This is a genomic window from Halothermothrix orenii H 168, from assembly GCF_000020485.1.
Classification (GTDB): Bacteria; Bacillota; Halanaerobiia; order Halanaerobiales; family Halothermotrichaceae; genus Halothermothrix; species Halothermothrix orenii.
Genome location: NC_011899.1, coordinates 1,646,733 through 1,672,890, shown reverse-complemented (window position 1 = coordinate 1,672,890; position 26,158 = coordinate 1,646,733). Strand labels below are relative to the sequence as shown.

At 41.5% G+C, this 26,158-nt stretch carries 24 protein-coding genes; 23 read left to right on the top strand and 1 reads right to left on the bottom strand.

Annotated elements, in window-relative coordinates; all coding sequences use genetic code 11:
* Nucleotides 1-104: 104 nt before the first annotated feature.
* From HORE_RS08150 to HORE_RS08110, 9 genes are all read left to right on the top strand, one after another.
* Entirely contained in the window at nucleotides 105-356 is a 252-nt protein-coding gene (locus HORE_RS08150) for a PGDYG domain-containing protein (RefSeq protein WP_012636493.1), read from the top strand.
* An 80-nt stretch (nucleotides 357-436) separates the two neighbouring features.
* Complete coding sequence (locus HORE_RS08145) at nucleotides 437-862, top strand: ferritin-like domain-containing protein (RefSeq protein ID WP_012636492.1); 426 nt, start codon at nucleotides 437-439, stop codon at nucleotides 860-862.
* Between the two features lie 185 nt (nucleotides 863-1,047).
* Nucleotides 1,048-1,329 carry a DUF503 domain-containing protein gene (locus HORE_RS08140; RefSeq protein ID WP_012636491.1) on the top strand — a complete coding sequence of 94 codons (282 nt, stop codon included), beginning with the start codon at nucleotides 1,048-1,050 and terminating at the stop codon, nucleotides 1,327-1,329.
* Nucleotides 1,330-1,641: 312 nt separating this feature from the next.
* The gene (locus HORE_RS08135; protein WP_012636490.1) at nucleotides 1,642-2,652 is read left to right on the top strand and encodes a LacI family DNA-binding transcriptional regulator; all 1,011 of its coding nucleotides are present in this window, start codon (nucleotides 1,642-1,644) and stop codon (nucleotides 2,650-2,652) included.
* A gap of 40 nt (nucleotides 2,653-2,692) precedes the next feature.
* The gene (locus HORE_RS08130) at nucleotides 2,693-4,927 is read left to right on the top strand and encodes a glycoside hydrolase family 2 protein (RefSeq protein WP_012636489.1); all 2,235 of its coding nucleotides are present in this window, start codon (nucleotides 2,693-2,695) and stop codon (nucleotides 4,925-4,927) included.
* A 217-nt stretch (nucleotides 4,928-5,144) separates the two neighbouring features.
* Nucleotides 5,145-6,401: an ABC transporter substrate-binding protein gene (locus HORE_RS08125; RefSeq protein ID WP_012636488.1), complete on the top strand. Its 1,257-nt coding sequence runs from the start codon at nucleotides 5,145-5,147 to the stop codon at nucleotides 6,399-6,401.
* Nucleotides 6,402-6,468: 67 nt separating this feature from the next.
* Nucleotides 6,469-7,353: a carbohydrate ABC transporter permease gene (locus tag HORE_RS08120; RefSeq protein WP_012636487.1), complete on the top strand. Its 885-nt coding sequence runs from the start codon at nucleotides 6,469-6,471 to the stop codon at nucleotides 7,351-7,353.
* Nucleotide 7,354: 1 nt separating this feature from the next.
* Nucleotides 7,355-8,188 (top strand): carbohydrate ABC transporter permease, encoded by an 834-nt coding sequence (locus HORE_RS08115; protein ID WP_012636486.1) that lies wholly within the window; start codon nucleotides 7,355-7,357, stop codon nucleotides 8,186-8,188.
* Nucleotides 8,189-8,411: 223 nt separating this feature from the next.
* Nucleotides 8,412-8,861 (top strand): YaaR family protein, encoded by a 450-nt coding sequence (locus tag HORE_RS08110; RefSeq protein ID WP_012636485.1) that lies wholly within the window; start codon nucleotides 8,412-8,414, stop codon nucleotides 8,859-8,861.
* Nucleotides 8,862-8,871: 10 nt separating this feature from the next.
* On the opposite strand, the gene HORE_RS08105 is transcribed toward HORE_RS08110, so the two are convergent.
* Nucleotides 8,872-10,542: a ribonuclease J gene (locus tag HORE_RS08105; protein ID WP_012636484.1), complete on the bottom strand. Its 1,671-nt coding sequence runs from the start codon at nucleotides 10,540-10,542 to the stop codon at nucleotides 8,872-8,874.
* Nucleotides 10,543-10,714: 172 nt separating this feature from the next.
* Between HORE_RS08105 and HORE_RS12505 the strand changes: the two genes are divergently transcribed.
* The 14 genes from HORE_RS12505 to HORE_RS08030 all read left to right on the top strand — a co-directional run bounded on the left by HORE_RS12505 (nucleotide 10,715) and on the right by HORE_RS08030 (nucleotide 26,131).
* Nucleotides 10,715-12,955 (top strand): N-acetylmuramoyl-L-alanine amidase, encoded by a 2,241-nt coding sequence (locus HORE_RS12505; RefSeq protein WP_012636483.1) that lies wholly within the window; start codon nucleotides 10,715-10,717, stop codon nucleotides 12,953-12,955.
* Complete coding sequence (locus HORE_RS08095) at nucleotides 12,945-13,466, top strand: GerMN domain-containing protein (protein WP_012636482.1); 522 nt, start codon at nucleotides 12,945-12,947, stop codon at nucleotides 13,464-13,466. The genes HORE_RS12505 and HORE_RS08095 overlap by 11 nt, the downstream gene beginning before the upstream one ends.
* Nucleotides 13,467-13,774: 308 nt before the next feature.
* Nucleotides 13,775-14,395: a SatD family protein gene (locus tag HORE_RS08090; protein ID WP_012636481.1), complete on the top strand. Its 621-nt coding sequence runs from the start codon at nucleotides 13,775-13,777 to the stop codon at nucleotides 14,393-14,395.
* Between the two features lie 29 nt (nucleotides 14,396-14,424).
* Nucleotides 14,425-15,174, top strand: a complete 750-nt coding sequence (locus HORE_RS08085) for a DUF3307 domain-containing protein (RefSeq protein WP_012636480.1) — start codon at nucleotides 14,425-14,427, stop codon at nucleotides 15,172-15,174.
* A gap of 648 nt (nucleotides 15,175-15,822) precedes the next feature.
* Nucleotides 15,823-16,788, top strand: coding sequence for a GntR family transcriptional regulator (locus HORE_RS08075; RefSeq protein ID WP_012636479.1), 966 nt, complete (start codon nucleotides 15,823-15,825; stop codon nucleotides 16,786-16,788).
* A 134-nt stretch (nucleotides 16,789-16,922) separates the two neighbouring features.
* Entirely contained in the window at nucleotides 16,923-17,363 is a 441-nt protein-coding gene (gene glmS, locus HORE_RS08070; RefSeq protein ID WP_012636478.1) for a methylaspartate mutase subunit S, read from the top strand.
* A 1-nt stretch (nucleotide 17,364) separates the two neighbouring features.
* Nucleotides 17,365-18,759: a methylaspartate mutase accessory protein GlmL gene (gene glmL / locus HORE_RS08065; protein ID WP_012636477.1), complete on the top strand. Its 1,395-nt coding sequence runs from the start codon at nucleotides 17,365-17,367 to the stop codon at nucleotides 18,757-18,759.
* 13 nt (nucleotides 18,760-18,772) lie between these two features.
* Complete coding sequence (locus HORE_RS08060) at nucleotides 18,773-20,224, top strand: methylaspartate mutase subunit E (protein ID WP_012636476.1); 1,452 nt, start codon at nucleotides 18,773-18,775, stop codon at nucleotides 20,222-20,224.
* 175 nt (nucleotides 20,225-20,399) lie between these two features.
* Nucleotides 20,400-21,644, top strand: a complete 1,245-nt coding sequence (locus tag HORE_RS08055) for a methylaspartate ammonia-lyase (protein WP_012636475.1) — start codon at nucleotides 20,400-20,402, stop codon at nucleotides 21,642-21,644.
* A gap of 117 nt (nucleotides 21,645-21,761) precedes the next feature.
* Nucleotides 21,762-23,147, top strand: a complete 1,386-nt coding sequence (locus HORE_RS08050; RefSeq protein ID WP_012636474.1) for an acyclic terpene utilization AtuA family protein — start codon at nucleotides 21,762-21,764, stop codon at nucleotides 23,145-23,147.
* Nucleotides 23,147-23,458, top strand: coding sequence for a DUF4387 domain-containing protein (locus HORE_RS08045; RefSeq protein WP_012636473.1), 312 nt, complete (start codon nucleotides 23,147-23,149; stop codon nucleotides 23,456-23,458). The genes HORE_RS08050 and HORE_RS08045 overlap by 1 nt, the downstream gene beginning before the upstream one ends.
* Before the next feature lie 339 nt (nucleotides 23,459-23,797).
* Nucleotides 23,798-24,694 carry a hypothetical protein gene (locus HORE_RS08040; RefSeq protein WP_012636472.1) on the top strand — a complete coding sequence of 299 codons (897 nt, stop codon included), beginning with the start codon at nucleotides 23,798-23,800 and terminating at the stop codon, nucleotides 24,692-24,694.
* A gap of 88 nt (nucleotides 24,695-24,782) precedes the next feature.
* Nucleotides 24,783-25,523: a ribonuclease PH gene (rph, locus tag HORE_RS08035; RefSeq protein WP_012636471.1), complete on the top strand. Its 741-nt coding sequence runs from the start codon at nucleotides 24,783-24,785 to the stop codon at nucleotides 25,521-25,523.
* The gene (locus HORE_RS08030; protein WP_012636470.1) at nucleotides 25,523-26,131 is read left to right on the top strand and encodes an XTP/dITP diphosphatase; all 609 of its coding nucleotides are present in this window, start codon (nucleotides 25,523-25,525) and stop codon (nucleotides 26,129-26,131) included. Before rph ends, HORE_RS08030 begins: the two co-directional genes overlap by 1 nt.
* Nucleotides 26,132-26,158: the final 27 nt, after the last annotated feature.

Genomic DNA, 26,158 nt, shown 5'->3' with positions numbered 1-26,158 from the left:
AAGTTTATGAACTTAAAGTTAATAATTCACATAAAATAAATTGAGTTTGCATGAGATTAAAATTAATTGTGATTTTCAATACAGGACGGAAAGGCAGGGGAAAAATGAATAGTTATTTTTCTTCCGAACTGGATAGTGGATGGGGAGTATTTATAAGGAAACCCAGGGTTATCAAGGCCAGACAAATGAACGAATATTTTGAGGTTACCACATCAGAAGGAATATTAAAGGGTAAACCAGGGGATTATTTAATAATAGAAGAAGGAGGAGAGCTTAACCTATGCCGTGAAGAAAAGTTTAAAAAAAATTACGTAAAATACAGCCGGAAAGACAAAAAAGATGATAAAGAAACCTGAAAATATTATTTAAAGCTGCTTTTTCTGTTTTATATCAAATTACAAGGCATAAATTTAAAATACTATAAGGGGGTATATTTTTGGAATTAACTTTAACCAATGAAGCTGGAATGGGAATAACAAAGGAAACAGGACTGGAAGAAACTGTAGAAATGAATTTTACGGGGGAGACAAACGAAGTCGGGCTATATCTGGCCATGGCCCGACAGGCCCAGCGAGAAGGTTATCCTGAGGCTGCAGAAGTATTTAAAAGAATTGCCTGGGAGGAAGCAGAACATGCCGCTATCTTTGCAGAATTAAATGGAAAGATATCTTCCAGCACTAAAGAAAATATTGAAAACATGCTAAAAGGGGAACAGGGGTCAAACCGTGGGAAAAGAGAAGCAGCTGTCCAGGCTAAAGAAGAAGGAATAGACAAAGCTCATGATTATTTTGATATAACATCTCTTGATGAGGCCCGGCATGCCAGAATGCTTGAGGGGCTGTTAAACCGATATTTTTATTAAATCTAGGCGAAAGTGTAAAATTCCGGCTGGGGTTTAACAACCCGGCCGGTTTTCATTTATTTTTCCCTCCTGTTATGGTAAATTATATATAGTTAAGCATTCTTAAATGTAATTAATTAAAGTACAAATTGTATATCAAAGTCTGTAAAAACACGCAATGATTATAGTGGGGAGGTAAGTGATTAATGGTAATCGGGACCTGTATCTTTAAATTGCGAATACCGATGGCTACGTCCTTAAAAGAAAAGAGGAGAGTATTAAAAAGCTTTATAACCAGGGCCAGGAATAAATATAATATTTCTATTTCAGAGATTGGTGATAATGATGTCTGGCAAAGGGCAGAAGTGGGTATAGCTACTATTGCTAATTCCCGTAAATATGTGGACCGTCTTATTTCCAGTATTGTTGATTTTGCAGAAGACTTTAATGGATTTGACGTAACCGATTATACGGTTGAAATAATCTAGATTAATATTACCAGATTATAACTATCTTTTGCCAAATAAAAAATTTTTGAAAATTGGATTAATAGTCCTTGACAGGGTTACAAAAATTATATATAATTTAGGTAAAGGTTTACCTGTGATTTACCCATTTGAGGAAAATAAAACTGGAATTATATCGTAGTGTAACGAATATAAATATAATAAAGGTAACAGTAACCATTTATATAACAACGTTTTAAAGGTGGTATATAGTGCCAGATGTTTTTGCAATTATTTTTTTAGTCCCCGGGAAAACCTTTACATAATACTAATATAAAGTAAGGTGAGTGAGTAATGGGACTTACTATTAAAGATATTGCCCAAAAAGCAGGTGTGTCTACAGCTACTGTTTCCAGAGTTCTTAATAACAGTAAACCGGTTAGCCCACAACTTAAGAAAAAAGTTTTAAAAGTAGTAGAAGAAACGGGTTACCGGCCCAATGCCCTGGCCCGGGGTTTAATAAAAAAACATACTGCTTTAATTGGTGTTATTATACCGGATGTTGCTAATCTAAATTTTGCCGAAATGATTAAGGGGATAGAACAGGTTGCTGATGAAAACAATTTTGATATCATTCTATCCAGTTCCGGGGCTAATGTCGATAAAGAGTTAGAAATATTTGATGTATTTATAGAAAAACAGCTGGATGGGATTATTTTTTCCGGTGTTTTCTTTACTGACAGACATAAAGAGTTTTTTAATAAGTATAATATCCCGACTGTTATTGTTGGTCAAAATTTCCCCGGTGTCGAACTTCCATCAGTAACTATAAATAATTTTCAGGCTGCCTATGAAGCTACTTCATATCTAATAGAACTGGGACATCGGAGGATTGGAATGATAACCGGTCCTTTAAAAGATATTGCAGCCGGGCTTGATAGATACCGTGGTTTCAGTGCAGCTTTAAAGGAATATAAGGTCAAAGAAATTGAGGAATATGTTGTTGAAGGTGATTTTAATATAGATAGTGGATACCGGTGTATGGAGGATATTCTTACCGGGAAAGAGGTACCACCAACAGCTATTTTTGCAGCTTCAGACAAGATCGCTATTGGAGCGATGAATTGCTGTTATGATAAAGGTTATAAAGTTCCTGACGATATATCGATTATCGGGTTTGATGATACAGAGGTAGCCTCGGTTGTAAGACCAAGTTTAACCACTATTCATCAAAACCACCAGGAGATAGGTTCCACCACTGCTCAGCTTTTAATTGACAGGATTAAAGGTAGACATAACCGGGCTATCAATGTGCAGCTGCCGTACAGGCTTATAGAGAGGGAAAGCACCAGGAAAATAAGATGATTTTATTAACCGATATGATATTTTTCCAGGAGGGATTAAAATGGATGGAGCAATAATTGAACTAAACGGCAACTGGCTTATCAAACATGACCCTGAAGATAAACTGGAAAAAGAGGGGATTATGTACCGGGACAGTATTGAGACTGCAGGATGGAATAGAATTGAGGTTCCGTCCCACTGGCAAAATCAGGGTTATGATTATCAGGGAGTGGTCTGGTATTTAAAAGAATTTAAAGTTGAAAATGATAGACTTGATGATAACAGGAAAGCTTTTCTGAATTTTAAAGGTGTTGATTATAGATGTCAGGTCTGGTTAAATGGGGTTTATTTCGGTACCCATGAAGGGGATTTTGATAGTTTTGAATTTGAAGTATCAGATTTTTTAAAGCAAGAAAATAGATTGCTTGTAAAAGTAGAGAGCTATGTAGACAGAAGACCGGAATTTAAAACAACCCTCAAAGGAGGGAATTACCACTGGGATTGTTTACCTGTTAAACAACAGGGATTAAAGGATTGTCCTGAGGTTCCGTCAGCGTCCAATCCGCAGTATCCAAATCCTGTAGTAAACCCCGGTGGTATCTGGAAGCCTGTTTTTCTTGAGATTACAGAACCTTTCCGGGTTGAAGAATTGTTTATTACCCCGGAGTTTAAGGGTTCTCAAAAAGAGGTTGAGCTATATATAAAGGGTAAGGTCTATAACTGGACCGATGACCCGGTCTCCTGCCAGGGAAATATTAAACTTATCCCTGATAATTTTAGAGGAGACTCATTTGTAAAAGATATTGACCTGTATTTGACCCCCGGATATAACTATATATCCCTTAAAATGGAACTTAACAGACCTGAATTATGGTGGACATGGGATCTGGGAAATCCTAATTTATATAGATTTGAACTAAAACTGAATGATGAAAACGACCGTCAGATTATAAAATATACCCGTTTAATCGGTATCAGGAAAGTTGAAAAGGGTAGTAACTGGGAGCTTTACTTAAACGGAAAGAGATTTTTTGCCCGTGGTACCAATTATCTTTCCGACCATTACCTCTCAAGAACCGATAAAGAACGTTATGATACTGATATAGAGATGATGGTTGAGGCCAATATGAATATGGTCAGGGTTTTTTCCCATATGGAAAAAGATTACTTCTATGAAGAGTGTGACCGCAGGGGAATTCTGGTTTTTCAGGATTTACCCTTTCAGTGGGGTTATGAGCCTGACCCGGTAATCATTGAACGGGCCAGGAGCATTTCTGAAAGATTTGTTAAAAAATTGTATAACCACCCTTCAATTTTCCTGTGGTGCTGTCACAGTGAGTCAAGGTATCATGATTACAATAAACTTGACCGGATTGTAGAAGCTACAATAAGAAAAATTGACCCCGGGCGGCCGGTCTGGAGGGACTCAGTGATTATGACTTCTGGTGAACCTCCAGAATATTTTGGAAGCCTGGATGAATTCGAAGACTATGTCAGTGCCAATATCAGTGTCCACTGGGTTGGCTGGTACTGGGGAGAGATAGGGGATGCCGAATATTATAATCCCCTGTTTATAACTGAATTTGGGACCCAGTCTTTACCAGGTATCGAATCTTTAAAAAAGTTTATACCTGAAGAGAAATTATGGCCACCTGATTGGGATGAATACCGTTATCGTGGTTTTCAAACCAATATCTATCAGGAAAATATGGGTAGTTTCCCCGAGAAATTGGAGGACCTGGTCAGGATAACCCAGGATTATCAGCATAAATTTTATAAAAAGCATATTGAAGCCTTGAGGAGAAAGAAATACAGGAATGTTAATGGATTGTTACAGTTCCACTTTGTCAATACATGGCCTGCAATTGACTGGTCAATAATAGATTATTACCGGAAACCAAAGAAGGCGTACTTTACTGTGAAAGATGCCTTTAAACCGGTTTTAGTATCCTTTACCGCTATATTTAATCAGGGCTCTGTTGAGGCCAGAGCCTGGGTAGTCAATGATTATCACCATTCCCTTGAAGACCTTACTTTAAGGTGGGAGATAACCGGGAAAGAAGAACATATTAATAAAGAGGTTGAAATACCGGTTATCGAAGCGGATTTAGCTGGCATTATTGCCAGGGAAATAATTTCCGGTGATTTTAAAGAAATCAGGGTAAGGGGTGAACTCATCGATAAGTCAGGTAAAGTTCTTTCTGCTAATAAAGATACCTTGATTCCCCTGAAGAAATATAAATATGTTGAAAGGGTAGACGGAGTAAAGGTTAACAGAAAAGCTGACGCCATTTAAATTATATAGCCATATAAATCTTATAAAATGTATTTCGAGAATAGTTTCAAATAACTTATCCCTGTATTCTGGTAACCAATACAGAAAAGTTCAGGTGACAACTGGATATTATTTTCCTGATCTGCTTATAAGACTATAACTTTATAAGGCTATAACGTTCAAATAGATTTAACCAAAAAATGAAAGGGGGAAAAGGGCATTAATTGCCCGCAAATTAATGAAAAGGAGTCTTATTTTAACACTATCAGTTTTCCTGGTACTGGTCTTGTCCGTATCCGCATTTGCTGCTACTGAAATTACCGTATGGTATCACTCCGGCAGGGGTGGGGAAAGAGAAGTAATTGAGGATCAGGTTAAAAGGTTTAATGCCATGCAGGATGAAGTCAAGATAAAACTTGTTCAGTTGCCTGAAGGTAGTTATAACGAACAGGTTCAGGCTGCTGCCATGTCAGGGGACCTGCCCGATGTACTTGACCTTGATGGTCCTTTTATTGCCAACTATGCCTGGTCCGGGTACCTTCGTCCCTTAGAAGATTATGTTAGTCCGGAACTTAAAGAGGATCTCTTACCCTCTATTTTAGCCCAGGGAACCTACCAGGGTCACCTGTATGCTCTGGGAACCTTTGATTCAGGACTGGCTATCTGGGGTAACAAGGAATATTTAGAAGATGTCGGAGCCCGTATTCCAACCAGTGTTGAAGATGCCTGGACATTTACTGAATTTATGGATATCCTGAAAAAGCTTAAAGAACATCCTGATGTAAAATATCCACTCGACTTTAAAATTAACTATGGTAAGGGTGAATGGTTCAGCTACGGTTTCTCTCCTATTTTCCAGGCTTTTGGAGCCGATTTAATTAATCGTGATAACTTCACTACTGCAGAAGGTGTTTTAAACGGACCGGAAGCTATGGCTGCTGCCTGGTTCCAGGCCTTGTTTGAACAGGGTTATGCTAATCCTAACCCTCCGGGAGATACTGAGTTTACAAATGGTGATGCTGCATTATCATGGTGTGGACACTGGGGTTATAATCAGTATAAGGATGCCCTCGGTGATGATGTTGTCCTGATTCCCATGCCCAAATTCGCAACCCAGGTAACAGGAATGGGTTCCTGGGCCTGGAGTATAACTCAAAACTGTGAAAATCCAGAAGCAGCCTGGAAGTTCATAGAGTTTATATTACAGCCAGAAGAAATAGTAAAGATGACCAATGCCAATGGTGCTGTACCATCCAGACTTTCTGCCGCCAAATTATCAGAACCCTATAAGCCCGGTGGAGAATTAAGGATTTTTGTTGAACAGCTGCAGAAAATAGCTGTAGAACGCCCTGTAACTCCAGCTTATCCGACTATTACTGATGCCTTTGCTACTGCTATTGATAACATTATTAACGGTGGCGACATCAGGTATGAACTCAACGAAGCCGTTAGAGCAATTGACGAAGAAATTGAGTTTATGGGTCTTGCTCAATAATTAATGCAGGCTGGATAAGGGAAGGGTGGATACCCTTCCCTTTTTTCATCTTGAAAGGAGGTAAAAAATGAACAGGAATAATAAAGCCACTATAGCCACCTTTTTACTTCCGGCAGGTATTCTGCTATTGTTGTTTATGATTATTCCTTTTTTCATGGCCTTTGGCCTTTCCTTTACAAATCAGAGATTAATACCTGGACCCCGGGGGACGCAGTTCATTGGTTTATATAATTATAGCAAGTTATTTTCAGACAGGTTATTCTGGACCGGACTTAAAAACAATTTTATTTTTGTATTAATAGTGGTTCCTTTACAGACTGCTTTTGCCCTGGGGCTGGCTTTATTAGTAAATATGAAGCTGAAGCTCAGTAAATTTTTCAGGACAATGTATTTTGTACCAACGGTGACAACAATGATTGTTGTTTCTGTAATCTGGAGTTTCCTGTACCATCCTGAAGGTCTTATCAACGGTTTTCTATCCTTTGTCTCAGGAGGCTCTCTAGAAAGTATTGACTTTTTAAGGGAGACCAGATGGGCCTTTCCTTCAATTATGTTTATGTCAATCTGGCAGGGAGTTGGGTTCCAGATGCTGATTTTCCTGGCCGGACTCCAGGAAATTCCTGAATCCCTTTACGAAGCAGCGGAAATAGATGGGGCCAATTCTTTTAAACGCTTTCTTTATATAACATTACCCCAGCTGAAAAATACGACCATCTTTGTTATTATCTCAACAACAATATTAGCCTTCAGACTATTTACCCAGGTTTTTGTAATGACTAACGGTGGTCCGCGGAATTCAACCTATACAGTGATGCTTCATATCTATAATATGGCCTTTAAGAGATTAAATATCGGGTATGGTTCGGCATTAACGGTTATCTTTTTTTCAATAATCCTGATTATATCCCTTATCCAGAAGTTTGTATTGGGTGAAGAAAGGGAGGTGGGTTAAAATGGTCCTTAAATCCAGAAAAAAGGTCATTACCTATATAGTTATGTTTGCACTAATGTTATTCTTTTTCTTTCCCCTCTTATATATGCTATCTGTTTCTTTTAACCCTGATGAAATGGATATTCTGGAAAGTATGGCCTCTATCAGGGCTTTCTTTCCTGGAGATTTCAGTTTAAAAAATTATTTTGATGTCTTTGATAGAATGCCCTTTGGTAGATTCCTCTTTAATTCATTGTTTATAGTCAGTACTACTATCATTCTGGGATTAGTAGCCAACAGTATGGCCGCTTTTGGCCTGGCCCGGTTTAACTTTAAAGGGAGGGGCCTGATGCTGGCCGGTGTTATTGCCCTGATGATAATACCCTTTGAGGCAATCGCGGTACCCCTTTTACTGATTACCAATAAGTTTGGATGGCTTGACAGTTATAAAGTTCAGATAATACCCTTTATTGCCAATCCGTTTTATATCTTTCTGTTATATCAGTTTTTTACCAAGTTTCCCAAAGAGCTTGAGGAAGCGGCCATTATTGATGGAGCTGGATGGCACAGGATTTTCTGGCAGGTAGCTCTACCTTTATCAAAGCCGATTTTATCAAGTGTAGCTATTCTTCATTTTCTTATGCAGTGGGGTTCCTTCCTCTGGCCGAAAATGGTTACCAGGGGTCCTGAATTCAGGCCACTGACTGTGGCCATGCAGGTCTTTTTTGGACAGTATCCCCGTAACTGGGGTGACATTATGTCCTTTGCCGCGATGATGACCCTGCCGGTGTTAATTTTGTTTGTAATTCTCCAGGATGCTTATGTTAACAGTGTTACCAGGAGTGGTATTAAATAACTTTAAATTAATATAAGGTTTTCAATAGAATCTCCTCTATATTTTTGTTAAGATCCCCTCAATTATAGAGGGGATTTTATGTTATTAAGAGTTATTTATTTAATAAATTTAATTTTATATAATTGATTTTCATAATTGAATTTTAAATTATAAAATTTGTTTATTATTAAAGGAAATTATTATTTAATATTGAAATATAAAGATAGGATAAGGAGGGGACAAGATGAGGATAGACAGTAAAGACCTTTCTTCCCCGGTCAGAAGGGGTGAAAGGGTAAAAAAGGCTCCGGTGAAAAGTATTAAAGAAGCCGGTTTTAAAGATAAACTGGCCGAATTGAGCCAGAATGAAATAAGGGAAAGGCTCGATAAACTCCTCAGTATTGTTGATGAACAGGGCCAGAGATTAAAGGAATCCCTTGATAAAAATAGCCTTCTTGAATATAAAAGAAGGGTCAAACAGTTTTTGAGGGTTGTCCAGAAGGAGTTTGTTAAAGCCCATCAGTCCTTTTCCTGGGATAGTAAAGGGAATTTAAAAACATTAACTATTATCAAAAAGGTTGATGAAAACCTGGAAGTCCTCCATGAGATGTTCATGGAGGAGCAGGCCGATGTCTTAAAAATAGTTCAAAAAATAGATGAGATCAGGGGTCTTTTACTCGACCTCTATATTTAAGGTCTATTATTTAACGTCTATCCTGATTAACCTGGATAATAAACGGTGTAATCAGGGGGGCCCTCTTTAATTTATCATATATCAGGTTATTGACTTCATAGTTGACCCTTGATTTCAGGTCAGCTGGGTCACCGTGCCTGTTATTTTGAAATTCTTCAATAAGTTTCTGGACTTTTTCTTTAACCTTTTTTAAGAGTTCCCGGGAGTCACGATTGCTGGTAAAGCCCCGGGAAATAATAACCGGTTTATTTTTTAATTCACCGTTTTTATTGACAAACATAAGGATATTTATATACCCCTGTCTTGCCATTTTTTTTCTTTCTCCCAGTATTTCCTTTCCATTGTCACAGACCCGATAACCCTCAATAAGGGTTTTATTAACCTCAATTTTATTTCCCATTTTTACCCTTTTAGGAAAAACATCAATCTTCTGGCCATTGTCCGGGATTAAAATATTTTGGACGGGAACCCCGGCCTGTCGTGCCAGCTGGGCATGGTGAAATAGATGGCGGAATTCACCATGGACCGGGACCAGGTAATCAGGTCCTGTCAGATTTATCATAAGTTTTATTTCTTCCTGGCAGGCATGACCGGAGGCATGAATATCCAGCATTCCATTATAGATAACCTCTGCCCCCAGGCTATAAAGCCTGTTAATGGTATTTCCGATGGCTTTTTCATTACCCGGAATGGGACTGGCTGACATAAAAACCGTGTCCCCGGGTTTGATTTCCATATCACGGTGGTCTCCACGGGACAGCCTGGTCAGGGCTGCTCCATATTCACCCTGGCTCCCGGTCATCAGGAGGACTATATTACCAGGTTCCATTTTATTGGCTTCATCCAGGGTTATTAACAGTCCTGGTGGAATATCCAGATAACCAAGGTCAGCAGCTACCTGAATAGTATTGAACATACTCCTTCCGGCCACTGCAACCTTTCGGCCGGTCTTCCGGGCGGCTGATATGATGTGCTGGATGCGGTGGATATTGGTTGAGAAGGTAGCTACAATAATTCTCCCGTTTATAAGCTTAAATCCTTCTTCGATGTTTTGAGCCACAACCCGTTCTGAAAGGCTGTGCCCTTCCCGTTCAGCATTGGTACTATCCCCCAGCAGGACCCTGATTCCCTCTTTTCCCCAGTCAGATAGTTTCTGATAATCGGTCTGTCCGGTGTTGACAGGGGTCTGATCAAATTTATAATCACCGGTGTAAACAATATAACCTACCGGGGTTTTAATCCTGGTGGCCACTGCCCCCGGGATACTGTGGTTGACATGGCAAAAGTCCAGTTCAAAATCCCCCAGGATTAATTTGCTCCTGTGATTGACAGTTTTTAGCCTGGCCCTGTCTATAAGGCCGGCGTCTTCCAGCTTGCTTTTTATCAATCCCATCGTCAGGTCAGTGCCAAACAAAGGAGGATTGATTCTCTCCAGGAGAAACGGGACAGCCCCAATGTGGTCTTCATGGCCATGTGAGAAGATTATACCCCGTATTTTCTTTTTTCTTTCAACCAGGTAGGATATATCAGGAATTATAAGTTCATACCCGAAGTCATCATCCTCGGGAAATAACACCCCTGAATCCAGGATTATGATGTCTTTTTTAGATTCAATAACTATCATATTATTTCCTATTTCCCGACAACCACCCAGAGGAATTATAGAAATTTTCTGTGGCATATCTAAAACCCCCTTATAGTCTGATTATTATTATATTCATTTTAGATATATTTAATTATATTGTTGAGGCAGGAAAAGGGTGCCCGGGGCAAGAAATATATATAATAATGTAGAATACTTGGGAATATTATTGGAATTATGAGGAAATAAATTATAAAGGGGCGGGGTAAAAGTGTTAAGGCACACTTTTTATATATTTATAATTACAATACTCTTACTTATATGGCTGATCCCGGCCCAGGCTGGAGCCCGGGAGGTAAACATAGTCTTTAATGGTAAAGATGTAACTCAGGACTTTAATCCCATAATCTACGGGGGTCAGCTCCTTATAAAATCCCGTTCCCTGGCCGAATACACAGGGTCTACCGTTAAATGGTATAAGCCCATTAAGACCCTGACCATGTCCCTCAATGGGGTGACTGTCAAGTTAATGGTCAATAACCCCTATATTCAGGTTAATAACAGAACTATAAAAGTTGATAATGGTATGCTCTTGAGAGAGGGACAGACCTATGTTCCTGTTCAGGTGGTAAGTGGTTTTGGATATTTGATTAATCAGGAAGGTGATACCTGGTATATCTATAAACCCGAGTCCTATATTAAAGGAATTACCTGGCTAAAAGAGGGTCAGCAGCTCCTGATTGATATGGATAAGATAACTCCTTACCGGGTTATCAAGTCTGATGACCCCCGTCAGTTAATAATTGAAATCGATAAGGCAATGCTTTCGAAAAACTTTAAGGATAGCCTTTCTAATGAAAACTTTTATTTGAAAATAAATAAGGCCGTCAACAGGGCCAGGTTGCAGCTGGTGGTCAGTTCAAAATACCCCATCCCCTTTAAACTGGATGGAGGGGTGGAAGAGACGGATTCAGGTATTTTAATTAAATTTTTACCCCACATTAAAAGTGTTAAATGGGAGAAAGAACGGCTGGTAATAAAATCAACCGGTAGTATTAAAAAACCTGAGATATCCTTGCTTTCCAACCCCAGGAGGCTTGTTCTTGATATCCCCGATATGATGCAGAGTGATTTTGATATCGATCTCCCTATAAATAAATGGGTCAGTGATATTGAAGTCAGTCAGTATAGTTATGATCCCATTATTCTCAGGGTAGTTGTTGTATTGAAAAAAGGTAGTTATTTAAATTTAAAGACAGATTCTCAGGGGAATCAACTGGTGCTTGTTCCCGGCCAGATTACAAAAGTTGCCGACCTGAAGTGTGTTGATAACAGGATTGAATTTACAACAAACCGGAAGATTAAGCCCGATATTTTTATTCTTCAGAACCCAGATCGCCTGGTGGTGGATTTAATAAATTCAGTCAGGGATAAGGATTTTCCTGAAAAAATAAATGTGCAAAATGGGTTGATTAAAAGAATTCGTTCAGCCCGGTTCAATGAAGAAACAGTCAGGATAGTAGCTGATTTATTGGAATATACAGGTTATACCTGGAATCAGGTAAAGGAAACAAATAACCGGTATCAACATATGATAATATTAAATAACAAAATAGAGAAGATAAAATTAGATAATACCAAAAAATTTACAGATATAAGTATATTTTTAAGTGGAAAGGTCAATTATGAAATTAAGGAGTTTTTCTATCCCAACAGGCTGGTCGTTGATGCCAGGGGTATTGTCAACAACCTGGATGAAGAGGACTTACCTACTTCTTCTCCGTTGATTAAGGATATTAGATTGAGTCAGTTTAGTAAAGAACCCCGGATTGCCAGATTTGTTTTTGAGCTGGGTAAGAGGTATGAATATGAAGTATTGTCACCGACTCCGTCCCATGTTATAAAGGTCAGGTTAAAGAAAGAAGAGAAAAAGGAGCTAACCAATATAATAGCTATTGATGCCGGACACGGTGGTTTTGATCCCGGGGCGCTGGGGGTAACGGGTCTCAAGGAAAAGATTGTGACCCTTGATATTGCCCGGAAGGTAAAAACCCTTCTGGAAGATGAAGGATACCGGGTCTTAATGACCAGAACTGATGACACCTTTATCTCTCTAAAAGACCGGGTCAAAAAGGCAAATGATGCCCGGGCGAGAATATTTGTAAGTATTCATGCCAATGCCTTCAATGAATCCTATTCAGAAGGGATAGAGACCTATATTTCCCCTGATAAAACAGGGAATAGTCTTCTTCTGGCCCAGAATTTACAGGAACAACTGGTTAGGGAATTGAAGCTTGAAAATCGGGGTGTGAAACAGGAGGAACTCTATGTCCTGAATCACTCCTCTATGCCAGCAGCTCTGGTAGAAGTCGGCTTTTTATCCAATCCCCATGAAGAAACTCTGCTGAGGAGTGAGTTGTTCCGGAAGAGAGTGGCCAGGGCCCTCTATCGGGGTATATTAAATTATATTAAAAAAATTGAACAGGGAGATGGAAACACCCATGATAAATAAAGATAAACTTCTTTTGATAATCATTACACTTGTAGTGATTGGTTTTTTTGCCTTTTATCAATATAATAACCAGGAAACTGAACCGACCAATAACGAACTTAAAGAGGTATTACTTTATTTTTCAACCAGTGATGCCATGTATTTAAAGGCTGAAAAAAGGATGGTAAAAGCTGACCATATTTATCTAAATACCCTTAAGGAACTAATAAAGGGACCTGAAAGTAATAACCTTAATCCGACCATACCTGAGGGGGTTGAAATCCTGGACTTGAGGGTTAAAGATGGTATTGCCTATATTGATTTCAACCGGGCCCTGAAGGATAACCACTGGGGCGGTAGTACAGGAGAGTCAATGACCGTATACTCTATTGTAAATACCATGACCCAGTTTCCTGAAATTGAAAAAGTTCAGTTCATGCTGGAAGGAGAGAAGATTGAAACCCTGGCCGGGCACATTTATTTAATGCCTCCCATTGAACCCAATAAAAGGTTGTTAAAACAGGAAACATGAGAAAAGAGGGTCGACAGGGCCCTCTTTTTTCAAAATATAAACAGGAATTTATATACATAATATAGAAAATATTATTAAACAGATTGATTAACAATTGACTAACAATCTTAAAAGTTTAGTTAATCCATTGAGGCCAGGTGATTTACCAGTTACCGGTTTAACATTACCGGGGAGGCTATACTGGATTTTTAAATTTTAATCTGATTTAATGTTTTAAGATTTTTTTTAATTTAAGTTTTAGCTTTGACTATTTTTTATATATTTAATACCGGGAGTTGGAGTGATATTGAAGGGAGACTGATAGGGAGATGGATCAGGTTACGGTAATTACTGCTGATGTTATTGGTTCCAGGAATCATGACCGGGTTACTACCCTGCTAAAGGACAAACTGGTGGATTTTTCCCACCCGTCCCTGATGGTCCCGGTCGGGGTTTTCCGGGGTGATGAACTCCAGGTAGTATGCCGGGGCTATGGAGATTATCCTGAAGTGGTCAGGGAGTTAAGGTACTACTGTCAGCCCCTGGAGCTCCGGATTGGCATTGGTTTTGGGACTATTGAAGAAGGATATGGGTCAAATACCCCCTGGGAGATGAATGGAACAGCATTTAGCCGGGCCCGAAAGGCCCTGGACGGTATTAAAGATGAGAAGGATCATTTTACTCTGGTCTGTAGTGGTGACGACCGGTGGGATGAGGTAGTCAATACCCTTTATCTCCTACTTGACACCATCCAGTCCCGCTGGACTGAAGCCCAGTGGGAGGCAGTCCACCTCTATGATAAAAAGGGGACCTACCGGGAAGCAGCCCTGGTACTGGGTATTGCCCTGCAAAATGTCCAGAAGAGGTGTAGTGCTGCTAACTGGAATCAGGTGAGGGAGGCGGAAGAGACCCTGAGTAAGATGGGGTTGCGTCTTTTGGGTAGTAAATAATAAAAATTAGAATAAGGTTGTGATAACTTATGAGGTTTTTCTTGCTGGCAGTCCTTTCCCATTTGATTGCTGATTTTATTCTTCAGACAGGTTACATTGTTAATCTTAAAAGGAAGAACAGAATCAAAGGATATTTGACCCATGGTTTTATCCTGTTCACCGTTTATCTAATATTATTATCCTGTTATGGTGCTAAAACCGCCTTTTATTTTGGTCTGTGGGTTACCCTGGGTCACATAACTATAGACTGGGTTAAAGACAGGCTGGTCGGGATGGGGTCACCGGTCAGGGATCTTGTTCTGTTTATAGGGGATCAGCTGGCCCATTTGTTTATTCTCTTATTTTTGTGGCAGGAATTTTTAACACAGCCCATTAAACCTGTTTTCAGCCCTGTAATTGAGTTAAAACTGGAAAGTGGTCAGTTTTCTATTCCTTTATTTACTGAAGAAGTACTCGTCAGTGCCATTTTTTATCTGGTGGCCACCTTTGTCGGGGGTATTGTGGTCAAAAAAATATTAAACCTGGTTAAAATAGCAGCCCAGCAGGCCAATGTTAAGGTAGGATACTATATTGGTCTTGTGGAAAGGGCCCTGATTGTAACCCTGGTGGTGTTCGGGTCCATATCATCTCTGGCTCTGGTTTTAACGGCTAAATCTCTGGCCCGTTTTGAAAGGCTGCGGAGTAAAGATTTTGCTGAATACTATCTACTGGGTACCTTGACCAGTACTTTTATTGCCCTGGTCGGGGGTTTAATTCTGAAGTCATACCTGGGTTTATAGAGGGTAGATAGGGGTAGTTAAATCAAGAAGCCCCATGCTGGCAATGGTACCCGTAAGTTCATTGTTTTTAGTTTCAACCATTTTAATTACTCTTTTTAAAATGTCTTCACTTATATAAACGTATAATCTGAAAAAGTGTTGAAAATTTATAATTACAGGAGGTAAAAAAATGTTAGATTTGAGGTAAAAATGATGGATTGATAATCCTACTATCTATCCCAATAGACCTGAAAATTTATAAGAAAAATATTTTGTTTTCATAAAAATACAGAAAAATAATTAAATATTTTTGGAGGAAATAATAGAACTTTGTGTAAGTTATATAATAGAATAAAGTAAAAGAGAATTTATATAATGAGCTAAATTTTATGGTTGCAGATACCAGAGAGGTTTATAAAAAAACTTATAAACTGTTAAGAAGGGCTGGACTGTATTTTTTTAATAAAATTGGACTAATCCACCGTACCATTAGGCCACTAATTCAGGAATTTTACCCTTTAATATTTTATAATAATGTTTTAACGGCAACCTGTACTTATACTAATATCCGGGAAAGATATTAATTGAATAAAGGTTAACCGGTGCCTGGCTTAATATATATTCCTGGTTTCATATAAAATCCGGAAAATTTCAAACAGGGGTGGTTCGATGCAAATAAAGGTTGACAGGGAGTCGGCAGTGCCTATTTATGTTCAGATTAAGAATCAGATTAAAACAATGGTGGAGCGAGGAATTTTATCCCGGGGGGATCGCCTACCTCCGGAACGGGAACTGGCTGAAGAACTAAAGGTAAGCCGGAACAGGGTCAGTACTGCCTATAAAGAACTTGAGGCAGAGGGTATTGTATCTTCACAGCAGGGAAAGGGGACATTTATAGCCGGTAAGGTATCAGGAGTCAGGGAGCCGAGCCGCAAGGATAAGCTCTTGAAGATAATCGATCTGGCCATGGAGGAGGCCATCGGCCTGGGGTTTAGCCTTGATGATTTCTTAACTATTGCCTATGTCAGGGCTAAAGAAAAAGAGGAGATGCTCAGTAAGATAAAAGTCGCCTTTATTGAATGTAACCAGGAGCAGCTTTCAGCCCTGATGGTGGATGCCGGTCTTGACCCCGGTATTGCCTGTATCCCGGTGTTAATAGGTGACCTTAGGGAAAATCCTCAAAAAACCAGAAAGATCCTGGACCGGGTAGAGATGATCGTTACTACCCCCTTCCACCTCCAGGAGGTTGAAGAGTTTGTGTCTGGAATGGATAAAGAAGTTATAGATATGAACCTGGAACCGAAAATGGACACCATCGTTAAACTGGCCCGGATAAAGCCGGGTTCCAGTATCGGGTTAATATGTCTTTCTGATTACTTTGCCCGGGAAGTGGAGAGGTCCCTTACCAAAACCAGTTTAAATAATTTCAAACTTAATTATACTACTACCGAGGATAAAGAAGAATTAGAGGAATTTATAGCAAGGTATGATATTTTAATAACCTCCCCCCATCGGTTTAAGGAGATTCAAAAACTGGCCGGTGGCGAAAGGCAGGTAATACCCTTTGAGTATACCCCGGACCGGGGTTCGGTCAACCTTCTTAAAATGGCCCTTCTTGATATTAAACAAATTTAAGACAGATATAATCCGGTAGCTGGACGGGATCTTGCTCTGGCCAGGCAGGCATTTTTATTCAGTTATTTATAATTGTAAATTATTAATATGTAAATTATTAATATGTAAATTATTAATAAATAAGGGGGAGTAAAATGGCGGGCAAAAATGATGACAACAAACCTACTGTAGTTCTGGGAGTTATCGGAGCTGATGTTCATGCGGTCGGTAATCAGATTCTGGAGCATGCCTTGAGGGAAGCCGGTTTTGATGTAGCCAATATCGGGGTTATGGTTTCTCAGAAGGAATTTGTATCTGCGGCCATTGAAACCGGGGCCGAGGCTATCTGGGTTTCATCTCTTTATGGCCATGGTGAGATGGACTGTCGGGGCCTCAGGGAGAAATGTATTGAGGCCGGAATCGGGGATATTTTAATTTATGTTGGCGGTAACCTGGTAGTTGGAAAACAGGACTGGGAAAAGGTGAGAAAGCTGTTCCTGGATATGGGTTTTGACAGGGTCTATCCTCCAGGTACCCTGCCTGAAGAAGCCATTGCTGATTTAGAAGAAGACCTTAAATCCAGGGGTGTCTTGTGAGATGGAAACAGCCTTATTAATTGATATCGGGAGCACTTATACTAAAGTTACCTTAATAGATTTAGAAAAAATTGAAATCAGGGGTCAAAGCCAGGCCCATACCACTGTCTTTGAGGATGTAACTATCGGCCTTAAGGAGGCTTTAGCCGGTATTAAAGACTGGGAGAAAGCCCGTTACAAACTGGCCTGCAGTAGTGCTGCCGGTGGTTTGAAAATTGTGGCCATCGGGCTCGTGCCCGATCTTACCGCTGAAGCCGCCCGGAGGGCGGCCCTGGGGGCCGGGAGTAAGGTTTTAAAAACCTACAGTTTTGAATTGACCGATTCTGAGGTCAGGGAGATTGAGGGGATAAAACCAGATATTATTCTCCTGGCGGGGGGTACCGATGGTGGTAATAAGGATGTAATTATCCATAATGCTAAAAAACTGGCTAAATGTAATCTGGAACAGCCCATTATTGTAGCCGGAAACCGGGTTGTGGCCGATGAAGTTGAAAAAATACTTTCTGTAGCCGGGAAAGAGGTTCATGTAACCGAAAATGTTATGCCCCGCCTTGAGGAGTTGAATATACAGCCAGCCCGGGAGACAATTAGGGAAATCTTCCTCAATAAAATAATTCAGGCCAAGGGGCTTGACCGGGTCAATAATTTTATCGATGGTGTCATTATGCCTACTCCGGCTGCGGTTCTTAACGCAGCATCCCTTTTAGCTGACGGAACCGGTGATGAGGAAGGACTGGGGGAACTTATGGTGGTTGATATTGGTGGGGCCACGACTGATGTCCATTCTATTGCCAGTGGGAAGCCAACCCGGAGTAATGTTAATCTGCGGGGCCTTGAGGAGCCGTATGTTAAAAGAACTGTTGAAGGGGATCTCGGTATGAGGTATAATGCCCCGACTCTTATAGAGGCCGTTGGTATTAATAAATTTGTTGATGAATTGAAGGAAATGGGAGTAAAAAGTTTCGACTGTGATAGTATTGTTAAATATATATCCACCCTGCATGATGAGCCTGACTATATACCACAGAATGAGGGGGAACAGGTGGTTGATAACCTGATGGGAAGGCATGCTGCCAGAATGGGGGTATCCCGCCATGTAGGCAGGTTGAAGACAGTTTATACCCCGATGGGGGCTAGCCTGATTCAGGAGGGGAAAGACCTGTCCCGGATTGAATATTTAATCGGAACCGGGGGGATAATTGTAAATAATCCTGACCCCGGTTATATCCTTTCGGGAACCCTGTACGATAACCATGATGATCCTGAATTACTGGCTCCGGTAAGTCCTGATATTATGATCGATAGTAAATATATTATGGCTGCTGCCGGATTACTGGGTGAAGTAAGGCCGGAGGAAAGCCTCAAACTGATGAAAAAATATATCAAAGAAATTTAGCGGGGAGGTTAATATGACTATTAAAGACAAACGCCTTGATGAAGAGTTGTTTTTAAAGGAGAGGGAAGAGGTTTTAAAGGCCTGGCCAACAGGGAAAGAAGTTGACTTTGATGAAGCTGTTGCTTACCATAAGAGTATTCCTGAGGAACGGATTATGGTTAATACCTTAATGAAAGCAGATCAGGTGGGTAAGACTTTAATCCAGCCCCGGGCCGGAGTGGCTCTACCTGAGGAACATATTGGCTTGCTTCAGTATTTAAGGGAAGAAGGTGAGGCTGACCTTTTACCGACTACCATAGACAGTTACACCCGTCAAAATCAGTACCGGGAGGCGGAAAATGGCATAAAGGAAAGCCGGGAAATGGGGCGCTCCATGCTCAATGGTTTTCCAGCTGTAAACCATGGAGTCAAGGTCTGCCGGCAGGTTAATGAGGCTGTCAATGTTCCGGTTCAGGTCAGGCACGGTACCCCTGATGCCCGGCTGTTGGCCGAGATTACCCTGGCCGGTGGTTTTACTGATTTTGAAGGGGGTGGCATTTCCTATAATATCCCCTATGCCAAGAGTGTCGCCATTGAAGATACTATCAGGTACTGGCAATATGTGGACCGTCTGGTTGGATATTATCAGGAACACGGTGTTAATATTAACAGGGAGCCCTTTGGTCCCCTGACCGGAACCCTGGTTCCCCCATCTATCTCTCATAGTGTGGCCATCATAGAGGCTTTACTGGCAGCCAGACAGGGGGTTAAATACTTAAGTCTCGGTTATGGTCAGAATGGAAACTTAATACAGGATGTTGCTGCCATTCAGAGCTTGAGGGAACTGGCCCGGGATTATCTAGATAAATTTGGGTATGATGATGTTATGGTTACTACTGTCTTTCACCAGTGGATGGGTGGCTTTCCCCAGGATGAATCAAAGGCCTATGCTGTAATTTCCTGGGGAGCGGCGGCTGCTTCCTTAAGCCGGGCTACTAAAGTTATTGTCAAAACCCCCCATGAGGCTATGGGGATTCCTACCAAAGAGGCCAATGCAGCTGGACTTAAAACTACTAAACAGATTGTAAATATGCTACAGGATCAGGGTCTGGAGCAGACCCACAATATGGATGAGGAAAAGGAAATGATAATCAGGGAGACTGAACAGATCCTCAACCGGGTCTTAGAACTCGGTGACGGTGACCTGGTCCAGGGAACTGTCAGGGCTTTCAGTGCCGGGGTTATGGATATCCCCTTTGCCCCGAGTAAACACAATGCCGGTCAGGTATTACCGGCCCGGGATAACCAGGGAGCAGTAAGGTACCTTAATTTTGGTAACCTCCCCTTTAGTCACGATGTTAAAGAATACCACCGGGAAAAACTTTCAGAACGGGGTCAGGTTGAGGATAGAGAGGTTGATTTTCAGATGGTTATCGATGATATTTATGCCATCGGTAAGGGAATGCTAGTCGGCCGACCCCGTTAGAAGAGAGTAGGAGCTGAGGTGGTTTAGAATAAAAGGCTCTCTCCTGGTTAATGGATATATATGGAACGTGATTAACATAGAACTATTTGAAAAGGAGCAGAAGGATGAAAAAACACGGGGAACACATATGGTATCTGGTTAACGGGTATAACAAAAAGATAAAGGAGTGATCCTGTTGGCAACAATAAAAAAAGTTCTGGCTTCACCGGGCCTTACCGGCTTTTATTTCGATGATCAGGCTGCGATTAAACATAATGCCAGGGAGGATGGCTTCACTTATAAAGGAGAGGTGGAGACCCCGGGTTTTACATCTATCAGGCAGGCCGGTGAATCGATATCGGTAATTCTTATACTCGATGATGGTCAGATGGCCTATGGAGACTGTGCTGCAGTCCAGTATTCGGGGGCCGGGGGGCGGGATCCTCTCTTTCTGGCCAGGGACTTTATTCCTGTTATTAACAGGGAAATTGCCCCCCGGCTGGAGGGGGAAGACCTCGATAGCTTTAAGAGACTGGCGGAAAAGGTAGATATGCTGACCCTCAATGGTAAGAGGCTTCATACCGCTCTTAGATATGGTATAACCCAGGCCCTCCTGGATGCTGTGGCTAAAGCGGAAAAATTGACACGGACTGAGGTGGTGGCCAACGAATACGGCCTTGATATAATACCGGAACCTGTTCCCATTTTTGCCCAGACAGGTGATGAGCGTTACGCCAATGCCGATAAGATTATTATAAAACATGTTGATGTTCTCCCCCATGGGCTAATAAATAATGTCAGGACAAAACTGGGGGAAAAGGGTGAAAAATTACTGGATTACGTCCGGTGGCTTAAAAAGAGGGTTCTCGAAATCGGTGGTGAGGACTATAAGCCATCCCTTCACCTTGATGTTTATGGTACCATTGGTCTGGCATTCAATGATGACCCTGACCTTATGGCTGAATACCTGGGGAGACTTGAAGAAGCAGCCCACCCCTTTAAAATAAGGATTGAGGGGCCGATGGATGCCGGGAGTAAAGAGGGCCAGATAGAGCAGCTGGTAATGTTAAAAGAACGCCTTCAGGCTTCAGGTATCGGGGTCGACCTTGTTGCCGACGAATGGTGTAATACCCTGGAGGATATCAAGGAGTTTGTTGATGCCAGGGCGGCCGATATGGTCCAGATTAAAACCCCTGACCTCGGGGGGATAAATAATACCATTGAGGCGGTCCTGTACTGTAAAGAGAAGGGGATTGGCGCTTATCAGGGTGGAACCTGTAATGAGACTGATCGTTCAGCCCAGATCTCCACAGATATCGCACTTGCCACCAGACCGGATCAGATACTGGCCAAACCCGGGATGGGGGTTGACGAAGGTTTAATGATCGTTTACAACGAAATGCAGCGGGTTTTGACAATCTTAAAGGCCAGAGAGGCATAATGAAAAGGCCGGGGTACAGAAATGTAATAGTGTAAGTGGGGTAGGGAAAAATAATGGTTTAAGCATTGAAGGAAACGGTAGAAACTTTTTGTTATTAGCTATGAGGGGGACGTTAGAATGGATAAAATCAAGGTGCTTTCTCCAACTGCTATACTGGGGTATGGTTTTCCAGTAGAGTCTTTTGAAAGGGGGCTGGACCGGAAGCCAGATGTCATTGCGGTCGATGGTGGCTCCACCGACCCCGGACCTTATTATCTGGGGTCAGGCCTTTCCTTTACAGACCGCAACGCCGTAAAGAGGGATTTGCACTTAATGATAGAGGCCGGTCAAAAGCTAAATATACCCGTACTGGTTGGTACGGCCGGGGGTTCCGGAGCCAGTGCCCATCTGAACTGGTGTCTCGATATTGTAAAGGAGATAATAAATGAAGAGGGCTTTAAGCTTAAAATAGCCACCATTGGGGCTGAGATTGACCGGGAAGAGGTTAAAAACAGGTTAAGGGAAGGGAAACTATCTCCCCTCTATCCCGCTGAAGAGGTTAATGAAGAAGAAATTGACAGGGCCACGAGAATTGTGGGGCAGATGGGTATTGAACCTATTATTGAGGCTCTCAAGGGTGGAGCTGACCTGATATTGGCCGGGCGGGCCTATGACCCCACTGTCTTTGCCGCCTACCCTATCCTGAAGGGTTTTGAACGAGGTCTGGCTCTACATATGGGTAAAATCCTGGAATGTGCCAGTATTGCTGCTGACCCGGGAAGTGGGAGTGATTGTATGCTGGGGATACTGGGGCAGGATCACTTTATACTTGAGCCCCTGAACCCGGAGAGAAGGTGTACGGTGACTTCGGTTTCAGCTCATACCCTGTATGAAAAGAGCAACCCCTATAAACTTTACGGTCCCGGTGGGGTTATCGATTTGACAGAGACTGAATTTGAACAGATAGATGAGAGGCGGGTTAAGGTTACCGGTAGTAAATTTATCCCTGATGAAGATTATACTATAAAGCTTGAAGGGGCAAAGCTTGTTGGATACCGGACTATATCTATTGCTGGAACCAGGGATCCCATTATGATACGCCAGATAGATGATATCTTAAAAGAAGTAAAAAGGATAGTTAACGAAAGTTTCAGTGAGGACCGGGAAAAATATAATATTTATTTCAGGGTATATGGTAAAAACGGGGTTATGGGGAAACTGGAACCGGTCCAGGAGATAACCGCCCATGAACTCGGTATTGTTATTGAAGTTATTGCCGATACCCAGAAACGGGCCAACAGTATCTGTAGTTTTACCAGATCGACCTTGCTCCATTATGGTTATCCAGGACGGGTGGCTACAGCCGGTAACCTGGCTTTCCCTTATTCACCTTCAGATATTAAGGCTGGTGAAGTCTATGAATTTAACCTTCACCACCTGGTGCAGGTCGATGATCCCCTTGAGTATTTCCCTGTCAGGTTTATGACAGAGGATACTATTCCAGAAGACGGGAGGTTAACATAATGGGAACCCCGATTACTCAACTGGTTAACGTAATCCGGAGTAAGAATGCCGGACCCTATGAACTAACCTTTGACCTTATTTTCAAAGATGAAGAAAGTTATAACAGGGTCAGGAATGAAAAAATTATAAATAAAGGGCTTATCAGTAACCTCTATAAAATTCCTGAAGATGATGTTATTTCAATCATAAACTTTGATCCGGCCCGGGCTATAAAGATTACTATCAAGAGGCCAGTGGTGGCTGGCTCGCCCGGTGACAGGGATGTTTATGGTGCTCAGCAGCATGCTCCCCTTTTAACCATAATGGTTTAATAGGAGTGCGGTTTTAAGATAAGGTAACAGATAAGCAGGATTTGAGAAGAATAATTTTTTATGGAAAAATCCAGGGACAGGTAGGTGGCCTGACCTGGATTTTGACTTTGTTTACTATATAAGGTATTATTATGTTATAAATAATATAAATCAGGGTTTTTAAGTATTGTTTTTACTGGTCACAAAAACCGGGTGAGATTTCTGTAACATTCTGTAGCATCGTAATCCTGTAACACTCTCTAGCATCGTAACAATCTGTGATATAGTGATTCTTTAAAAAAGGATATAGAGATTCTTTAAAAAAGGATATAGTGATTCTTTAGAAAAGGGGTCATATTAATGATAGATAGTTTTGCCCATTCAGTTTTCTTTGCTCCAAGGGGTAAGGAGAGGCTCCTACAGCTAGGAAATAGAATATCCCAGTCATACATGCATCCCAATGATAAATTGATCGGGTTGATAGGTGATGCCGGGGCCGGGAAATCCCTGCTTATCAAGGGGATGTTTCCCGGTTTAACCCTGACCAATGATGATGAGGGGATAAATATCCGTCCCTTACCGGTATACAATGATTATCAGGAAGGGAAGTTTACCAGTCATACCTACCATGTTGATATCAGGTTTGAAACCGCATTTACCCAGCCCTGGCAGCTGGCTGAAGCCATAGAGAAGGCCATTGAAAAAGACCGGCGGGTAGTGGTGGAACACTATGATCTGATAGAATCACATCTCAATATAAACCCTGAAATGCTGGTTGGGATCGGTGAAGAAGTTATTGTTACAAGACCCGGGGTCTTCGGTCCCTTTTCTAAAGAGATCGCTAAAATTGTCTTTAATTCAATCAAATACCGGAGAATGGCCCATACCGCTGAAGACCTGACGGCCATGGCCATTGAGAAAAGGGGTTATACCCGGACTCCTTATCACAGTGATGTTAAAAGTGGTTTTGTTCTTCAGTTTGATGAAAAACCCGACTTTTCTATTAAAGATGTGGAAAATGAGGTTAAGGAATACATTGATAGAGACCTCAGGGTCCGTTACAGGGATGATAATCATATTAAAATAGGAGATAAGGAATATTCATGTACCGGTCCCCGGATCCATGTCCGGAGGACAGGGGAAATCGAAGGCTTTAAATTGATGGATTTTAAATATGACCCTGCCACCGGTTTTTACCTTATGGCCGGGCTGGTGGGGGATGATGAGCACAGTCAGTTCCAGCTTACAAAGCTATAATTTGTAACCATATCCCGAATTATAGTTGTAAAATATATTATAAGGATAATAATAAGAAAAAACAAAAAAAGGGAAGGTGTCTTATTGTATGAGTGAAACCAATAATCTCCGGGTAGATGGTCGTAAAAATGACCAGCTACGTGATGTCAAAATAAGCAGGCAATATACCAAGTATGCAGAAGGTTCAGTATTGATTGAAACCGGTGATACCAAGGTTATCTGCACAGCCTCAGTGGAGGAAAGTGTTCCTCCCTTTTTAAGGGGACAGAATACTGGCTGGCTAACGGCTGAATATTCCCTGTTACCGCGGTCTACCCATAGCAGAACCATCAGGGAAGTGGCCAGGGGCCGGTTGAGCGGGCGGACCCAGGAGATTCAGCGGTTGATAGGCCGGAGTCTCAGGGCCGTTGTTGACCTTGGTAAGCTGGGTGAGAGAACCATCTGGGTAGATTGTGATGTTATCCAGGCCGATGGTGGAACCAGAACCGCTTCTATTACCGGGGCCTATGTGGCTTTAGTTGACGCCATTAATTATCTGATTGAAGAAGGAGTTTTAGAAGAATCACCGTTAAATAGTTTTATGGCCGCCACCAGTGTTGGTGTAGTCGATGGTGAGATGTTGCTCGATCTGTGTTATGAAGAAGACTTTCAGGCCCAGGTCGATATGAATATAGTTATGACCGAAGATGGTCGGGTTATTGAAATTCAGGGTACTGCCGAGAAATTCCCCTTCTCCCGGGACCAGATGAATACTTTGATGGACCTGGCTGAAAAGGGAATCAGGGAACTGGTTTCCTTCCAGAAAAAGAGCCTGGGGATTGAGGAATAATGCCCCTTAAACTCCTTGTAGCCAGTGGTAACCAGGGGAAGATAAGGGAGATAAAAAAATACCTTAATGACCTTGATATAGAGATTGTTGGCCTTGACGATTTCTCCCTGCCCCCGGTTGAGGAAGATGGGGAAACCTTTTATGAAAATGCCCTCAAAAAGGCCCGGACCAGAGCCCGGGAGACGGGTCTTTTGACTCTGGCCGATGATTCTGGCCTTGAAGTAGATTACTTGCAGGGAAAACCCGGGGTCTATTCAGCCCGTTATGCCGGGGCAGGGGCCAGTGATGAAGATAATAATAAAAAGCTGCTGGAAGAATTAAAAGGGGTCCCGGCTGGCCAGAGAGGGGCCCGGTTTAAGTGTGTTATGGTTTTATATGACCCTGAATTAGGCGAAGATATTTCCGTTACTGGAAGCTGTGAGGGGATAATTATGGAAAAACCCCGGGGTGATAATGGTTTTGGTTATGATCCCCTGTTTTATGTCCCTGAATATGGTAAAACTATGGCTGAATTAACCCTTGAGACCAAAAATAAAATCAGCCACCGGGCCAGGGCCCTCTCCAAGATAAAAAAGGTCATAAAAGATAGATATACAGAGAATGAATGATTATATTGACTATAATCTATTATAAAG

Excerpts from the sequence above, each read along its gene's own strand:
- HORE_RS08105 (WP_012636484.1), bottom strand. The coding sequence starts at position 10,542 with ATGCCACAGAAAATTTCTATAATTCCTCTGGGTGGTTGTCGGGAAATA.
- HORE_RS08030 (WP_012636470.1), top strand. The coding sequence starts at position 25,523 with ATGCCCCTTAAACTCCTTGTAGCCAGTGGTAACCAGGGGAAGATAAGG.
- HORE_RS08150 (WP_012636493.1), top strand. The coding sequence starts at position 105 with ATGAATAGTTATTTTTCTTCCGAACTGGATAGTGGATGGGGAGTATTT.
- HORE_RS08135 (WP_012636490.1), top strand. The coding sequence starts at position 1,642 with ATGGGACTTACTATTAAAGATATTGCCCAAAAAGCAGGTGTGTCTACA.
- HORE_RS08140 (WP_012636491.1), top strand. The coding sequence starts at position 1,048 with ATGGTAATCGGGACCTGTATCTTTAAATTGCGAATACCGATGGCTACG.
- glmL (WP_012636477.1), top strand. The coding sequence starts at position 17,365 with ATGGAAACAGCCTTATTAATTGATATCGGGAGCACTTATACTAAAGTT.
- HORE_RS08045 (WP_012636473.1), top strand. The coding sequence starts at position 23,147 with ATGGGAACCCCGATTACTCAACTGGTTAACGTAATCCGGAGTAAGAAT.
- HORE_RS08040 (WP_012636472.1), top strand. The coding sequence starts at position 23,798 with ATGATAGATAGTTTTGCCCATTCAGTTTTCTTTGCTCCAAGGGGTAAG.
- HORE_RS08130 (WP_012636489.1), top strand. The coding sequence starts at position 2,693 with ATGGATGGAGCAATAATTGAACTAAACGGCAACTGGCTTATCAAACAT.
- HORE_RS08060 (WP_012636476.1), top strand. The coding sequence starts at position 18,773 with ATGACTATTAAAGACAAACGCCTTGATGAAGAGTTGTTTTTAAAGGAG.
- HORE_RS08120 (WP_012636487.1), top strand. The coding sequence starts at position 6,469 with ATGAACAGGAATAATAAAGCCACTATAGCCACCTTTTTACTTCCGGCA.
- glmS (WP_012636478.1), top strand. The coding sequence starts at position 16,923 with ATGGCGGGCAAAAATGATGACAACAAACCTACTGTAGTTCTGGGAGTT.
- HORE_RS08075 (WP_012636479.1), top strand. The coding sequence starts at position 15,823 with ATGCAAATAAAGGTTGACAGGGAGTCGGCAGTGCCTATTTATGTTCAG.
- HORE_RS08125 (WP_012636488.1), top strand. The coding sequence starts at position 5,145 with ATGAAAAGGAGTCTTATTTTAACACTATCAGTTTTCCTGGTACTGGTC.
- HORE_RS08050 (WP_012636474.1), top strand. The coding sequence starts at position 21,762 with ATGGATAAAATCAAGGTGCTTTCTCCAACTGCTATACTGGGGTATGGT.
- HORE_RS08115 (WP_012636486.1), top strand. The coding sequence starts at position 7,355 with ATGGTCCTTAAATCCAGAAAAAAGGTCATTACCTATATAGTTATGTTT.
- HORE_RS08095 (WP_012636482.1), top strand. The coding sequence starts at position 12,945 with ATGATAAATAAAGATAAACTTCTTTTGATAATCATTACACTTGTAGTG.
- HORE_RS08110 (WP_012636485.1), top strand. The coding sequence starts at position 8,412 with ATGAGGATAGACAGTAAAGACCTTTCTTCCCCGGTCAGAAGGGGTGAA.
- HORE_RS08090 (WP_012636481.1), top strand. The coding sequence starts at position 13,775 with ATGGATCAGGTTACGGTAATTACTGCTGATGTTATTGGTTCCAGGAAT.
- rph (WP_012636471.1), top strand. The coding sequence starts at position 24,783 with ATGAGTGAAACCAATAATCTCCGGGTAGATGGTCGTAAAAATGACCAG.
- HORE_RS08085 (WP_012636480.1), top strand. The coding sequence starts at position 14,425 with ATGAGGTTTTTCTTGCTGGCAGTCCTTTCCCATTTGATTGCTGATTTT.